We start from the raw sequence: 14,247 nt of genomic DNA on the forward strand, positions 1-14,247 counted from the left end.
CGGGCGAGGTGGGCGCGGGTGACGCCGGCGGTGAGCCCGACCAGCGCGCCGCGGGCGCTGCCGTCCCAGTACGGGGCGCCGAGCCCGGCGAAGGCGGGCACGAGCACCGCGCCATTGGTGTCGGGCACGCTTGCGGCGAGGGCTTCCACGTCGTCGGTGCGCGCGATGATTCCCAGCCCGTCCCGTAGCCAGCGCACCACCGCGCCGCCGATGAAGACGCTGCCCTCCAGCATGTAGGTGGGCGCATCGTCGCCAAGCTGCCAGCCGAGGGTGGTGAGCAGGCGGTTGGCGGACGCGACGGGCTCGGTGCCGGTGTTGAGCATCAGGAAGCAGCCGGTGCCGTAGGTGTTCTTGGCGCTGCCGGGCGTGTGGCAGGCTTGGCCGAAGGTGGCGGCCTGCTGGTCGCCGGCCACGCCGCCGATGGGGATCGCTGCGCCGAACAGTGCGGGATCGGTCTCGCCGATCACGCCGCTGGTGGGCACGACATCCGGCAGCAGGGCGCGGGGGATGTTGAACAGGGCGAGGAGTGCGTCGTCCCAGCGCTGGCGGTGGATGTCGAAGAGCATCGTGCGCGAGGCATTGCTGGGGTCGGTGACGTGCCGCCTTCCGCCGGTAAGCTGCCAGACCAGCCAGCTGTCGATGGTGCCGAAGGCGAGCTCGCCGGCTTGGGCCCGGCGGCGGGCGTCCGGGATGTGATCGAGCAGCCAGGCGAGCTTGGTGGCGGAAAAGTAGGCGTCGAGCTCCAGCCCGCTGCGGTCGCGGATCAGCCCGGCGTGGCCGGCGGTGCGGAGGGTTTCACAGGCGGGCACGGTGCGGCGGTCCTGCCAGACGATGGCGGGGGCGAGGGGCTGGCCGCTGCGGCGATCCCACAGCACCGTGGTTTCGCGCTGGTTGGCGATGCCGATGGCGGCCACGTCGCGGGCGGTGAGGCCAGCGTCGGCCAGGGCGCGGCGGGCGCAGTCGAGCTGGGTGCGCCAGATCTCGAGGGCGTCGTGCTCGACCCAGCCGGGCTGGGGGTAATACTGCTGGAATTCCTGCTGAGCCAGGGCAAGGGCGGTGCCCGATTCGTCGAAGACGATGGCGCGGCTGCTGCTGGTGCCCTGGTCGAGGGCGAGAAGGACGGGCATGGCGTGCACTCCTCGAAACGGCGCCGGCTTCGGCGCGATCTTCAGGCTTGCAGCATACGCACTTCGGGGTGGCGGGCGCTAGCAGCCGCTGCCTGATTTTCGGGTGAAGCCGAAGCCGCCGCCGCCCAGGCTGGGGGGCTGGATGCAGATCATCAGCGCGAGGGAGCGGGCCGACTTGGCGATGTCCGGCGGGAAGGCCGAGAAGGGCGCGGCCTGATTGACCACCGACTTCACGAAGGCGATCTCTTCCTGCTGGTCGCCGCTGCGCACGACGATGAAGCTCTTCAGGCTGCCGTCCGGGTTGAGGCGGACTTCCACCGAGGCGGGCTGGATGCCCCGGGCGCGGGGGTCGTTCTTCACGAAGCTGGCGCTGCGGTTGAGTTTCTTGACCAGGGAGTCCAGGTAGAACTCCAGACTGAAGGGGTCGATGGGCGGGCTGTTGGGGATGCGTTCGATGAGGTCGAACGGGTCGTCCCGGTGACGGCGGCTTTCCCGTGCGCCCTCGCGGGCACTTTCACGGGCGATCTCGCGGGCCATGCCGAGGGAGCGCTCGGCGAGGTCGGGCTTGGGCGGGGTGGGACGGGGCTTGGCTTCGGTGGCGAGTTCGTCGAGGAAATTGTCCATTTCCTCTTTCTGGGCGACCGTCCATTTGGGCGTTGACTCGGCCGCGCGCTGCGTTGTGGTGGAGGGCTTGCGGGCGGTGAGGATGCGCGGCCTGTCGGGGGTCGGCGCGGGCTTGGCGGTAGGTTTTGCTTTGGGCCGGGGCGCCGGCGCAGGGGGGCGGACGTCGGCCTTGGGTGCTGCGGCGACGGGCGCGAGGCGTGCCTGCAGGGCGGGCTGGGGCGGTGTTTCGGGCTTCTCGACGTGAAGCAGCAGGACGAGCGCGTGCGCGGCGACGGAGACCGCCAGGCCAAACAGCAGGCGGCGCGATGGAGCAGGACTGCGCAAATCGGACATCGGCCGGATTTTAGACCGGCCGATGTCCGAGCGCGAAGCTTTTCGGCGTGGGCCTCAGACCGGCGCGCGCACCCGCTGGCGATCCGGCTCAAGGCCGTAGCGCTTGAGCTTGAGGTACAGCGTGCTCTTGGCGACGCCCAGCTGCCGCGCCGCGCCGGTGAGGTTGCCGCCCGTGGCGGCGATGGCGCGGCGGATCAGCTCCAGCTCGCCTTCGGCCATGCTGCACACCGCGGGCGCTGCCTTGGGCTGCGGACCGGTTGTGTTGTCGGCGGAGACTTCACCGGTGCAGCCCGCGAGTTCGGGCGGCAGCGCATCGATGCCGATGACCGGGGTGCCGCTCATCAGCACCATGCTTTCGATGGCGTTGCGCAGTTCGCGCACGTTGCCCGGCCAGGCGTAGGCCTGCAGCCATTCGAGCACGCCGGGGCCGAGGGTGCGCGGGCCGGTGTGGTGGGCGGTGGTGAAGCGTTCGAGGAAGAGATCGGAGAGCGGCACGATGTCCTCGGAGCGTTCCCGCAGCGGCGGCAGGTGCAGGGTGGTGACCGCGACGCGGTAGTACAGGTCCATCCGGAAACGGCCGGCGGCGACCTCCTCGCGGAGGTTGCGGTGGGTGGCGGCGACGAGGCGGAAATTGACCTTGCGCGGGGTGTTCTCGCCGAGCCGGTAGAGCTCGCCTTCTTCAAGCACGCGCAGCAGGTGGGGCTGCAGGTCGAGGGGCATCTCGCCGATCTCGTCGAGGAACAGGGTGCCGCCGTCGGCCGCCTCGATCTTGCCCATCAGCCCGCCCTTGCGGGCGCCGGTGAAGGCGCCCTCGGCGTAACCGAAGAGCTCGCTGGCGAGAAGATCGCGGGACAGCCCGCCACAGTTGAGCGCCACGTAGGTGCCGCCGGCGCTGGGGCTGGCTTCGTGGATGCCGCGGGCGAACTCCTCCTTGCCGACGCCGGTCTCGCCCAGCAGCAGCACCGGCACCCGGGAGCGGGCGAGCTGGCGGGCCTTGTCCACGGCGGCGAGGAGCGGCGGGTGGTGGCTGACGATGGAGGCGAAGTTGCGCGGCCTCGGGGCTGCCGGCCTGGCGGCGGCTTCAGGGCGGGGCGTGGGCCGCCCGCTGCGGGGCACGGGCATGACCAGCAGGGTGCCGATGTGTTGCCCCTTGCTCATCACCGGCACCAGCCAGTCGTCGCTCATCCAGGCGGGCAGCGGGCCGATGGGCGCGCTGGGGCTGCCGTGGGTGAGGGCCATCGCCGGCAGCCGGGCGGGGGCAGCGACGTTGATATCCCCGCCCCGGGCGGCAATGGCGGTGGCCGCGTATTCGTTGATCTTGACCGGCCAGCCGCGCCGGTCGAAGAGCACCAGCCCGTCGCCGGCACAGGCGCTCCAGCGGTTCATCGTGCCTTCGAGGAGGCGGTAGCGCAGTTCCATCTCGCGGGCGGCGAGGCGGCTCTCGATGCGGCTGGCGGTGGTGACGGCGAGAGCCAGGCTCTGCCGGCTGTAGGTTTCGGAGAGGCCGGAGACGTCGATCACGCCGAGGATCTCGCCATCCTGCGGGTGGCGGATGACCGCGGCGGAACAGGTCCAGCGCTTGATGCCGGCGCAGTAGTGCTCGGACGAGTGGATCTGCACCGGCTGCCCGACGGCCAGCGCGGTGCCGATGGCGTTGGTGCCGCACAGGCGCTCGGCCCAGCTCACGCCGGGGACGAGCTGGATGGAGCCGGCGGTGTCCATCGTGGCCGGGTCGCCTTCCATCGTGAGAATGGTGCACTGGGTGTCGGCCAGCAGCATCATGGTGCCGGTTTCGGAGAGGAAATCCCGGGCGCAGGCCATCACCGGGGCGCTGGCTTCCAGCAGGTCGCCGTTGGTCTGGATGAGGTCGTGCAGGGCGTGGTCGGCGATGGGCGGTGGGGCGTGCTGGCGATCGGGGTCGACCCGGGCCTGCTGGCAGCGGCGCCAGGAGCGGTCCACCAGGCTGCGCAGGGTGTTGCAGCGGCCGTCATCGCCCTTGAGGAAGGATTCCCAGGCGGTCATCACCGCGCGGTCGTTACAGGGATCGGAGAACAAGGCAGCCTCCGACACGGGATTCGTTCATGTCATCCTCCTTTGGTGGCGCCGGGCGGGGGCTGCGTCCGATGGAGGCAGCGGCGTTGTTGTGGTGTGGCTTGCTCGACCGACCCGGGCGAGACCGGTCTGTGCCGGTCAGGTTAGAGCTTAGCAAATGGGATGCCATTTTTCTGCAATGGGCGGAGGGCGCGCGGGTGGTGGATCTGTGGCCTGACGCACGGCGCGCGGCCCCGTCCGGCCGTCCGGAAATCGGACGGTCGGACGGGGTGGGCGTCCGGTTTTCGGACGGTTGGACGGCGGTCAGGCGCCCGCCGGACGGCACTGGCGGATGTGATCCAGCGCGTCGGGGGATTCCAGCGAGGTGGTGTCGCCGGCGGCCTGGCCCAGGTAGGCGCTGCGCACCAGCCGGCGCAGGATCTTGCCGTTGCGCGTCTTGGGCAGGCTGCGGGTGAGGTGCACCCGCGCCGGTCGCAGCGGCTTGCCGAGCTGGGTGCCCACGTGCTCGGCGAGCTCGCGCTCCCATTCCGGCCACGGCCGGGCCGCCAGCCGGCGGGCGTCGGCGACGGTGACGAAGCACACCGCGGTCTCGCCCTTGACCGGATCGGGCACGCCCACGGCGACGGCCTCGGTGACGAGCGGATGGCCCACCAGCGCCGATTCGTACTCCGCCGGGCCGACGCGCTTGCCGGCGATCTTCAGGGTGTCGTCGCTGCGCCCGTGGATGTACCAGTGGCCGTCGCCGTCCACCTGCGCCCAGTCGCCATGCACCCACACGCCGGGCAGGCGCGACCAGTAGCTGTCGATGTAGCGCGCGTCGTCCTGCCAGAAGCCGGCCGCCATGCCGGGCCACGGGGCGCGAATGACCAGCTCGCCCACCTCGCCGTTGGCGGGTTGGCCGTCGGCGGTGGTGACGTCTGCCGCGATGCCGGGGATCGGGCCGGCGAAGGCGCAGGGCTTCTGGGGCAGGCCCGGGAAGCAGGCGAGGATGCCGCCGCCGATCTCGGTGCCGCCGGAGTAGTTGATGATCGGGCGGCGGCCCTGGCCGACGGTGTCGTACAGCCAGTGCCACGGGCCGTCGTTCCAGGGCTCGCCGGTGGAGCCGAAGACGCGCAGGGTGTCGGGCAGCGCGTCCGGCAGTGCGGCGGGACCGGCGGCCATCAGCAGGCGGACGAGGGTGGGAGACAGACCGAGGTGGGTGACGTCGTGGCGGCGTACCAGATCCCACAGGCGATCCGGGCCCGGGTGGTCCGGCGTGCCCTCGAAGAGCACCAGCGTGGCGCCGCGCAGCAGCCCGCCGAAGACCAGCCACGGGCCCATCATCCAGCCCATGTCGGTGACCCACATGAGGGTGTCGCGGGGCTTGAGGTCGAAGGCCATCAGTTGATCTTGCGCCGCCTTGATGGGAAAGCCGGTGTGGGTGTGGAGCACGCCCTTCGGTTTGCCGGTGGTGCCGGAGGTGTAGATGAGCATCAGCGGCGTGTCGGCGGGGTGGATCGCCGGGCCCTGGGTGACGGGCACGTGGGCGATGAGCTGCTGGTAATCCACGGTGTGCCAGTGGCTGCCGTCCGGTGGGGTGGCGGCGGGCGATTCGCCCCGGGCGACGACCAGCAGGTTGCGCACTGTCGGGCAGCGGGCGACGGCGGCGCGGGCGTCGTCGAGCATAGGTACAGATTTGCCGCGCCGCTGAAACGAATCGGCACAGATGAGCAGGCTCACGCCCGCGTCCTGCAACCGGCTGGCCACCGAATCCGGCCCGTAGCCCGAGAACAGCGACACGACGATGGCGCCGAGGCGGGTGGTGGCGAGCATGGTGACGACGGCCTCGGGGCACATGGGCAGGTAGAGGGCGACCCGGTCGCCGGCCTGGACGCCGAGCCCGGCGAGGCCGGCGGCGAGGCGGCGGGCTTCCTGGTCGAGCTCGGCGTAGGTGTGGGTTCGGGTGGCGCCGTCGTCGGCCTCCCAGCGTAGGGCGGGGCGGTTTGGGTCCTCGCGGGCGACGCGGCCGACGAGGTTGTCGTAGAGGTCGATGCGGGCGCCGACGAACCAGCGCGGCCACATGGGGCCGTCGGCGAGGTCGAGGATCTCGGTCCAGGGCTTCGCCCACTGGATGCCGAGGGCGGTGACGACTTCGTGCCAGAAACGTCGGGGGGCGGCGGTGGCCGTCTGACGCAATTCGTCGAGGCTCGTGTAGCGGTTGGTGCACAGGAACTGGGCCAGGGCGGTGTCGGCGAAACGGACGCCGGTGGCGGTAAGTGGGGCGTTCACTGGGGGCTCCGTCGGAAAAAAGACGGGGTGCGGCGTGGGCCGGACCCCGTTAAAGAAGAGAGAACTTGTCAGGCGGTGCCCGAGGGGAGGCACCGCCAGCCGGATCAGGCGCGCTCGGGCACCGGGAGGCCCAGCCAGTCCTTGTAGAAGGCTTCGATGTCCGGCTCGAAGTCGTGGATCACCGGATACCACGGGGTCGGGGCCTCCACGTCGTGCATGGTTCCGCAGGTGGGGCAGTAGTACTCGCGGTAGACCTGCCACTGGGTGTCGGGCGCCATCAGCTTGGGGTAGACCTCGGTCATCGCCTCCTCGGTGTCGCGCACGTAGATGGCGGCATTGAGCTTCCAGTTTTCGCGGTAGTCGCCGAAGACGTGGCCGCAGTCGCACTGGGTGACCCATTCCTTGGTCTTGGCCGACTGCACGATGTAGAGGTGCGGGCCCAGGGGCAGGACGATGCGGTCCGGGAAATTCACTTTGGCCTGCAGGGCGGTGATGTACTGCTCGAAGCGGCCCTGATCCTTGGGCATGGACAGCATGCGGAGGGTGGTTTCCCAGTCGAGGGTGCCCTCGACGAGGTGGGCGACCTGTTCGTTGGTGTAGGCGGACATTTTCAATACTCCTCGATTCGGTGATTACTCTTCGACCTGGACGACGGTGGTGACGTCCGGCAGCAGCGACAGATCCATGCGGTGCTTGGCGCCGTAGGAGGGCACGCCCAGCTCTTCTTCCAGCAGCTGCCAGTCGGCCGGCAGGCTCCAGAATTCCTTGAACTGGTGGGTGAACTTCTCCGACAGCGCAAAGCTGGTGGCGAACATGTGCTGCACCTGGGTGGCAGCGTGCTTGTTGATGATCCGCTCGCGTTCTTCCTTCATCCATTCGCGGGTCGGCAGGGCGCGGGCGAGGCGCTCCCGGCGGATCTCGGCGCGGCGGGCCTGGGTGGCGGCCGCATCGACGGTGAACACGCCTTTGGCGTCCTGGCTGAACACCGCGCCATACACCTTGCGGGCGTACTCGGGCAGCAGGAACTGCTGGTTGAGGTCGGCCTCGATGGCCTTCGGCTCGCGGTCGAGGGGATCGCCGAAGCCGGGGCCGCCGCGCAGGTAGTTGAGGTAGAGGTCGTGGTTGGCGTAGCAGTCTTCGGTGGTGATGCACTGCTTGTCGCGCTTGACGGTGGCGGTGGCGTCCAGGTGGCGCTCGTAGTCCGGGTTGCTCGGGTCGAGATCCGCGCCCAGCGGCAGGGTGTCGCCGATGGCGATGCGCTTCTCCAGCCCGGTCTTGTGGGCCTCGAAGCGGTAGCCGGTGGCCGACGGGTAGCCGCCCATCAGGCCCCAGTCACTGTTCATGAAGCCGTTGCCCATGAAGAACATCGTCCAGTCCTGGGCGTTCCAGACCATGCGCAGGGTCTCGAAACCGCAGCCGCCGCGGTACTTGCCGTAGCCGCCGGAGTTGGCCTTGACGTTGCGGCCGAGGTACAGGAGCGGCTCGGCCATCTCCCAGATCTCGATGTCGCCCATGTCGCCTTCGGGGTTCCAGATCGCGGCGGCGTGGTTGAGGCCGTCCTTCACCGCGCAGGCGCCGGTGCCGCAGCTCGATGCCTCGAAGCTGTTCACCGCGTGGATCTCGCCGTCCTGGTTGATCCCGCCGCCCTGCAGCCAGTTGGAGGTGTTGGCGTTGCCGGCGTTGACCTCTTCCAGATAGCCGCGGCTGAAGTAGGACTGCGAAAGCCCGCGCCACAGGGCCGCCCAGCCGGACACCAGGAAGTGCCAGGCGTAGGCGTGGCCGGTGCGGCGATCGTCCGGGTTGCACCAGGTGCCCTTGGGCAGGCGGAACTCGGTGGCGAAGTAGGCGCCGTCGTTGATGCGCTGGGTGGGCACGAGGGTCTGGCACATCATCACCCAGATGCCCGAGGTGAAGGCCACCTGGTGGGCGTTGAAGGTGTGCCAGCCCCAGCGGCTCGCGCCTTCAAAGTCCAGCCGCCACTTGCCGTCGGGCTTGATGGTCATCTCGCAGGGCGAGTGCATGATCGAGTCGAGCTTGGCGAAGGCGTTGGAGACCTGCACGTCCTCGTGCTTGTAGGGCACATCCACGAAGGACACCTTGCGGTACTTGCCCGGCAGGGTCATGGCCTTGATGCGGCTCATCAGGCCGCGGCGGCCTTCCTCGATGACTTCATAGGCAAACTTCTCGTAGGCCTCGATGCCGTCGGCGCGGATCACCTCTTCCACCAGGTCGCGGATCATGTGGCAGCCGGCGATGCGGGTCTTCTCGTCGAGGATCCAGTACTTGGGCGTGCGCACCGAGCGCTGGGATTCGTGCAGCCAGTCGCGCAGGGGCTCGTCGTTGATGCCGGTCTTGCGGCAGGTGATCATGTAGCCGTCGCCGAAGCGCTGGGTCTGGCCGGTGGACATGGAGCCCGGCGTCACCGAGCCGGTGTCGATCACGTGGGTCACGCCGCCGACCCAGCCGATCAGCCGGCCTTCCCAGAAGATCGGCACGATGGTGGCGATGTCGCACGGATGCACGTTGCCGATCGAGCAGTCGTTGTTGGTGAACATGTCACCGGGGTTGATGCCGGGGTTGGCTTCCCAGTTGTTCTCGATCATGTACTTGATCGCCGCGCCCATCGTGCCCACGTGGATGATGATGCCGGTGGAGGTGAGCACGCAGTCGCCGACCGCGTTGTAGAGCGTGAAGCACAGTTCGCCTTCCTGCTCGACGATGGGGCTGGCGGCGATCTTCTTGGCGGTCTCGCGGGCATGCACCAGGCCACCGCGAAGCTTGGAGAAGAGCTTCTCGTAGCCGATCGGGTCGCTGTCGCGGAAGTTGAGCTTCTCGAGCCCGTTGTAGTGGCCGCTGGCCTGGGTGCGTTCGATGATGCCGTCGCGGAATTGCTTCAGCGTCTGGCCGTTCTTGAGCAGGTCGGCAAAGCCGAGTTCCTTGGTGTTCAGCATGTTCATGTCGATGTCTCCTTGTGCGGGGTCGGCTTAGCGGACTTCTTTCAGGTGGAACAGGCGGTGCTTGTCCACCGTGGTCTCGAAGCCGTCCGGGACGACGAAGGTGGTGGCGTCGGATTCGATGATCGCGGGGCCGACGATGTGGTTGCCGGCCTTCAGGCCTTCCATCTTCCAGAGCGCCGCATCGACCCACTGCTTGTGGCGGTAGAAGGGGCGGGTGCCCAGGTAGGCTTCCTTCGGCGGGGTGGGGCCGGCGTCCGGGTCTTCCGGCAGCACCGGCTTCTGGGTGACGACCATGCCGCGCAGGATCGCGCCGGTGATCGAGAAGCCCAGCTCCGGCGAGCGGGCCGAGCTCGCGTAGACGCGGCCGTAGGTGGTCTCGAAGGCATCGACGATCTGGTTCCAGTCGGCGGCGGTGGCGGCGGTGCCTACCGGCGAGACGATCTCCAGATCATTGAGCTGGCCCATGTACTGCATCTTGTAGCCGGGGATCAGGATCACGTCCTCGGGCTTGTAGCCGTTGAGCACGAACTCGTCGATCACCTTCACCGCCAGCTCGGACCACGCCTCCTGCAGCGTCGCGCAGGCTGCGGCCTTGGCTTCGTCCGGTGCGTGCTGGGCAACGCCCAGATCCACCGACTTGTCGTAGCGGTACTCGAAATCGGCGCAGGCGCAGCCGAAGGCCGAGAAGCCCGCCGCCCAGGCCGGCACCACCACGTCCTTGAAGCCGACGCCTTCGGTGTAGCCGTAGGTGTGCACCGGGCCGGCGCCGCCGTAGGAGAAGCAGGTGAACTCGGCGGGGTTGTAGCCCTTGGCGCTGATGTTGGCGCGCAGGTATTCGGAGAGGGTCAGGTCGAGCAGCTCGATCACGCCGGCGGCGGCGTCTTCCACCGACAGGTGCAGCGGGTCGGCGATCTGGGCCTTGATGTGCTGGCGGGCACGCTCCACGTCGAGCTTGATGGCGCCGCCGAGGAAGTTGTCCGGGTTGAGGTAGCCCAGCACCACGTGGCAGTCGGACACCGTGACGGTGTCCAGCCCGCTCTCCGGCCAGCAGGTGCCGACGCGGTAGCCGGCCGAGTCGGGGCCGAGCTTGATCGACTTGCTGTACGGGTCGAGGCGCACGAAGCTGCCGGCGCCGGCGCCCACCGAGTCCATCGCCACCAGCGGCAGCGACAGCACCAGGCGCGCCATGTCCGGGTCGGACTTGATCGCGAAGTTGCCCTTGGTGATCAGCGCCACGTCGAAGCTGGTGCCGCCGATGTCGGAGCAGGCGACGTTCTCGTCGCCCAGCGCCTCGCCCAGCAGCTTGGAGCCGATCACGCCGCCGATGGGGCCGGAGACGATGGTGCGGGCGAGCTCCTTGGCCTTCCAGCTGATGGTGCCGCCGTGGGTGGCCATCACCCGCAGGTCGAACTTGGCGCCGTGCTTCTTGAAGCGGTCGCTCACCTTCTTCAGCGTCTCGCGGGACGGCTCGGCGCCGTAGGCCTCGAGGATGGTGGTGTTCATCCGGTGGCTTTCCTTGCGCGACGGGTAGTAATCCACCGAGGCGAAGATCGGGAGTTCCACCCCGAGGCGGTCCAGTTCCTCGCGGACCACGTCGCGGGCGCGCTGCTCGCTGGCCTCGTTCTTGTGGGACTGCAGCAGGCAGATCACGATGGCCTGGGAGCCGGCCTCCACCAGCTCGCGGGTGGCGGTACGCACTTCGTCCTCGCGCAGCGGGATCACGACCTTGCCCTGCACGTCGGTGCGCTCGGTGACGCCGCGGGTGCGCGACACCGGCACCAGCGGCTCGTCGTAGCGGTGGGTGTTGAGGTGGATGCGGTCCTCCAGCGCGTAGCCCAGGTAGCTCTGCAGCGCCCGGCCCATGGAGTGGATCTGCTCGAAGCCCTTGTTGCAGATCAGGCCGACCTTGAGACCCTTGCGCATCAGGATGCGATTGAGCATCGCGGTGCCGGAATACACGCAGGTCGCAAGCTCGGGATAGACGTCGTCCACCGTGCGGTTCCAGTGGGCGAGGGCGTCTTCGGATGAGTTGAAGATGGCCAGGGATTCGTCGGCCGGGTTGCTCTGAGCCTTGCCGACGACGAAACGACCGTCGGCACGCACGAAGAAGGTATCGGTCATCGTGCCGCCGGCGTCGATGCCCATCACCTGTACTTGCGATTGTTGGACTTCCATTCTTGTCTCCATGTCTCCTTGGTTTGGGTCGGCACCGCTTTCGCGGCACCCCGGGGAACGCGGGATTCCCTGCCTGACATATCGCAACGGCCGTGCCAGCGGTGGTGCGTGGAGTGCAAGTGACTGAACGGAAATGATTTTGGGTGGCGATGTGGCGATTGTTGCGGAGCAGCGACGGCGCCGCAGGGAGACCGGAATCCGGACGGTCGTGCGGGGATCGGACGTACGAACGGGCGCGCCGGAGATGCCCAGCGTGATCGGTGCCACGGGGCCGGGCTAGGCGTGCAGGGGGCGGCAGCGGCTACAATACGGCCCGTCTTCATTCCCGGGCCGCGGGTCGGATCGACTTCGGACGGCCTTATCAATGGATTTATTGCTGATCGTTCTGCTGATTCTTCTCAATGGCGTGTTCGCCATGTCCGAAATGGCCGTCGTCTCGTCCCGCAAGGCGCGGCTGCAGAACCTGTCCGACGACGGCAGCCTCGGGGCCGAGGCTGCACTCAAGCTCCACCAGGAGCCCTCCAGTTTTCTTTCGACGATCCAGGTCGGCATCACCCTGGTCGGCATCCTGAGCGGTGCCATCGGTGAAGCCGCGCTGGCCGATCCGCTCTCCGAATGGCTGGGCAGCTTTGCCTTCATGGAGCCCTACGCCCGGGGCGTCGCGCTGACCATCACCGTGGTCACGCTGACCTATTTCTCGGTGGTGGTGGGCGAACTGGTGCCCAAGCGTCTGGCGCTGCTGGCGCCGGAAGGCATCGCGTCGTTGATGTCGCGGCCGATGATGATCCTCGCCCGCATCACCCATCCGCTGGTGGTGGTGCTGTCGGGCTCCTGTACCGTGATCCTGCGCCTGCTGGGCGCCCGGCGCCGCGAGGAGCCGCCGGTGACCGACGACGAGATCAAGGTGCTGATGGAGCAGGGCGCCGAGGCCGGCGTGTTCCACGAGAGCGAGCAGGAGATCGTCTCCAACGTGCTGCGCCTCGACGAGCAGCGCATCTCGGCGATCATGACCCCGCGCCGCGACATGGTGGTGGTGGATCTGGAAGAGGACGAGGCCAGCTGCTGGCAGACCATCGTCGAGACGCCGTTCTCGCGGCTCGTGGTGTGCCGCGACGGGCTCGAGCACGTGGTCGGCGTGCTCCAGAAGAGCGATCTGCTGAAGGCCGCGCTGCCGGGCGGCGGGGTGACGGTGTCGGATCTGGAAGCCCTGCTGCGCCCGCCGCTTTACGTGCCCGAATCGGTGACGACCCAGCAGCTGCTGGAGAGCTTCCGCCGGGCGCGCCTGCAGTTTGCGCTGATCGTCGACGAATACGGCGACGTGCAGGGCCTGGTGACGCTGACCGACGTGCTGGCGGCGATCGTCGGCGAGCTGTCGGTGCCCGAGGCGCCGGAAGACCGGGACATGCTCCAGCGGGAGGATGGCTCGTGGCTGGTGGATGGCGACGTGGGCATCGAGCGGCTCAAGTCGGTGCTCGACATCGGCGACGACCTGCCGGGCGAGGAGGAGCGCTCCTTCAACACCATCGGCGGTTTCATCATGCACGTGCTGGGGCGCATCCCCATGGCGACCGATCACTTCGTGGCGGCGGGCTGGCGCTTCGAGGTGATGGACATGGACCGCAACCGGGTGGACAAGGTGCTCCTCGCCCGCGTGGCGGAATGATCTAGCGGCTGCACCAGTCCCGTCGGTTGCCGCGGCCCCAGGGCATCGAGAGGCGCTCGGTGCTGCTGAAGGTGCTGCGCACCTTGCCGCTGGTGCCGTCGAACAGCACGTTGAAGCGGGCGGGCTCGCGGAACACGTCGCAGTAACGCCATTCCCACACCAGCTCGTCGCGGGCCTTGTAATACACCGTCCAGCCCGGGTAGGACGGCCCCAGGGTGCGCAGCACCTCGTCCTGGCTCATGCCGGCCCGGATGCGGGCGAAGTGGGTTTCTTCCAGCACGTTCTCGATGCTCACCAGACGCCCATCGGCCCCCAGCACCGCCATCCATGTCTGGTAGCCGGCCGGTCCGAAGGGGTAGGCGAGACGCTCGCCGCCGTCGGCCTCGGCCCAGCGCAGGGCCGGGGCGCCCATCGCGGCATCGAGATCGCCCCGGGTGCTCACGCCCGGCTGCAGGCCGGGGCCGAGCAGGCTGGCGCAGCCTGACAGCGCCAGCGCGACAAGCCCGCCGGCGAGGCGTGGAATATGGGCAGTAAAGCTGTTCATCGTGGGGCTCCGGGTTGTTCGTGACCTGAAAAGCTTATTCGTATCCGCCTGATTTGCATCGCTGAAATGCTTGGTTCCGTCGTGGGGCCTGCCGCGGGAGACTCGCCCCGTTGTGGCTTGGAGCCACGCTAAGACGGGAGGTTTCAGAATGCAGGCCCTGATCGTGGGCGCCGATCGTGTCGATACGATCCGCGCGGAAATCTACCGGGTGGCCGACCGCCTGGGCATCCGGGATGTGGACCACTGGCCCGGCCGCAAGGCGGGCGAGGGCAAGCGGGTGCTGCCGCGGCGCACCCGGCTGGTGGTGTTCGTGTGCGATCGCTCCAATCACATGCTGATGCGTCACGTGCGGCGTCAGGCCGAGGATCTGGGCGTGCCGATGGTGTTCTGCCGGCACTCGGCCACCGAGCTGCGCGAGCGGCTCGAAGGGCTGAACTGAGCGCTGATCGGACACATCCCCGTTTCTATTTTCATTTTTGGAATATAAAAAGCCGTTTTTATTCG

General features: G+C 68.5%; 10 protein-coding genes. 2 read left to right on the plus strand and 8 right to left on the minus strand.

Annotation, left to right across the window (positions count from 1 at the left end; genetic code table 11):
• The 7 genes from QQK25_RS00005 to QQK25_RS00035 all read right to left on the minus strand — a co-directional run.
• Positions 1–1,127: FGGY family carbohydrate kinase (locus tag QQK25_RS00005; RefSeq protein ID WP_284186171.1), on the minus strand; the 1,127-nt coding region annotated here is incomplete at its 3' end.
• 78 nt (positions 1,128–1,205) lie between these two features.
• A complete protein-coding gene (locus tag QQK25_RS00010) occupies positions 1,206–2,075 on the minus strand; it encodes a hypothetical protein (RefSeq protein WP_284186172.1) in 870 nt (289 codons plus the stop codon).
• Positions 2,076–2,138: 63 nt separating this feature from the next.
• Positions 2,139–4,139 carry a sigma-54-dependent Fis family transcriptional regulator gene (locus QQK25_RS00015; RefSeq protein WP_284186173.1) on the minus strand — a complete coding sequence of 667 codons (2,001 nt, stop codon included), beginning with the start codon at positions 4,137–4,139 and terminating at the stop codon, positions 2,139–2,141.
• A 300-nt stretch (positions 4,140–4,439) separates the two neighbouring features.
• Entirely contained in the window at positions 4,440–6,404 is a 1,965-nt protein-coding gene (locus QQK25_RS00020) for an AMP-binding protein (protein ID WP_284186174.1), read from the minus strand.
• A gap of 104 nt (positions 6,405–6,508) precedes the next feature.
• The gene (locus tag QQK25_RS00025) at positions 6,509–7,012 is read right to left on the minus strand and encodes an acetone carboxylase subunit gamma (protein ID WP_284186175.1); all 504 of its coding nucleotides are present in this window, start codon (positions 7,010–7,012) and stop codon (positions 6,509–6,511) included.
• A 24-nt stretch (positions 7,013–7,036) separates the two neighbouring features.
• The gene (locus QQK25_RS00030; RefSeq protein WP_284186176.1) at positions 7,037–9,361 is read right to left on the minus strand and encodes a hydantoinase B/oxoprolinase family protein; all 2,325 of its coding nucleotides are present in this window, start codon (positions 9,359–9,361) and stop codon (positions 7,037–7,039) included.
• A 27-nt stretch (positions 9,362–9,388) separates the two neighbouring features.
• Positions 9,389–11,536 (minus strand): hydantoinase/oxoprolinase family protein, encoded by a 2,148-nt coding sequence (locus tag QQK25_RS00035; RefSeq protein ID WP_284186177.1) that lies wholly within the window; start codon positions 11,534–11,536, stop codon positions 9,389–9,391.
• 364 nt (positions 11,537–11,900) lie between these two features.
• Between QQK25_RS00035 and QQK25_RS00040 the strand changes: the two genes are divergently transcribed.
• Entirely contained in the window at positions 11,901–13,199 is a 1,299-nt protein-coding gene (locus QQK25_RS00040; protein WP_284186178.1) for a hemolysin family protein, read from the plus strand.
• 1 nt (position 13,200) lies between these two features.
• Here QQK25_RS00040 and QQK25_RS00045 read toward each other — a convergent pair whose 3' ends face one another.
• The gene (locus tag QQK25_RS00045) at positions 13,201–13,743 is read right to left on the minus strand and encodes a hypothetical protein (RefSeq protein WP_284186179.1); all 543 of its coding nucleotides are present in this window, start codon (positions 13,741–13,743) and stop codon (positions 13,201–13,203) included.
• 148 nt (positions 13,744–13,891) lie between these two features.
• Here QQK25_RS00045 and QQK25_RS00050 point away from each other — a divergent pair, with 148 nt between their 5' ends.
• The gene (locus QQK25_RS00050; RefSeq protein ID WP_284186180.1) at positions 13,892–14,182 is read left to right on the plus strand and encodes a DUF2325 domain-containing protein; all 291 of its coding nucleotides are present in this window, start codon (positions 13,892–13,894) and stop codon (positions 14,180–14,182) included.
• Positions 14,183–14,247: the final 65 nt, after the last annotated feature.

This window comes from Zoogloea oryzae (assembly GCF_030161255.1).
GTDB classification, from domain to species: domain Bacteria; phylum Pseudomonadota; class Gammaproteobacteria; order Burkholderiales; family Rhodocyclaceae; genus Zoogloea; species Zoogloea oryzae.

Coding starts and splice junctions, on each gene's coding strand:
- QQK25_RS00045 (WP_284186179.1), bottom strand. CDS start 13,743: ATGAACAGCTTTACTGCCCATATTCCACGCCTCGCCGGCGGGCTTGTC.
- QQK25_RS00040 (WP_284186178.1), top strand. CDS start 11,901: ATGGATTTATTGCTGATCGTTCTGCTGATTCTTCTCAATGGCGTGTTC.
- QQK25_RS00025 (WP_284186175.1), bottom strand. CDS start 7,012: ATGTCCGCCTACACCAACGAACAGGTCGCCCACCTCGTCGAGGGCACC.
- QQK25_RS00050 (WP_284186180.1), top strand. CDS start 13,892: ATGCAGGCCCTGATCGTGGGCGCCGATCGTGTCGATACGATCCGCGCG.
- QQK25_RS00035 (WP_284186177.1), bottom strand. CDS start 11,536: ATGGAAGTCCAACAATCGCAAGTACAGGTGATGGGCATCGACGCCGGC.
- QQK25_RS00030 (WP_284186176.1), bottom strand. CDS start 9,361: ATGAACATGCTGAACACCAAGGAACTCGGCTTTGCCGACCTGCTCAAG.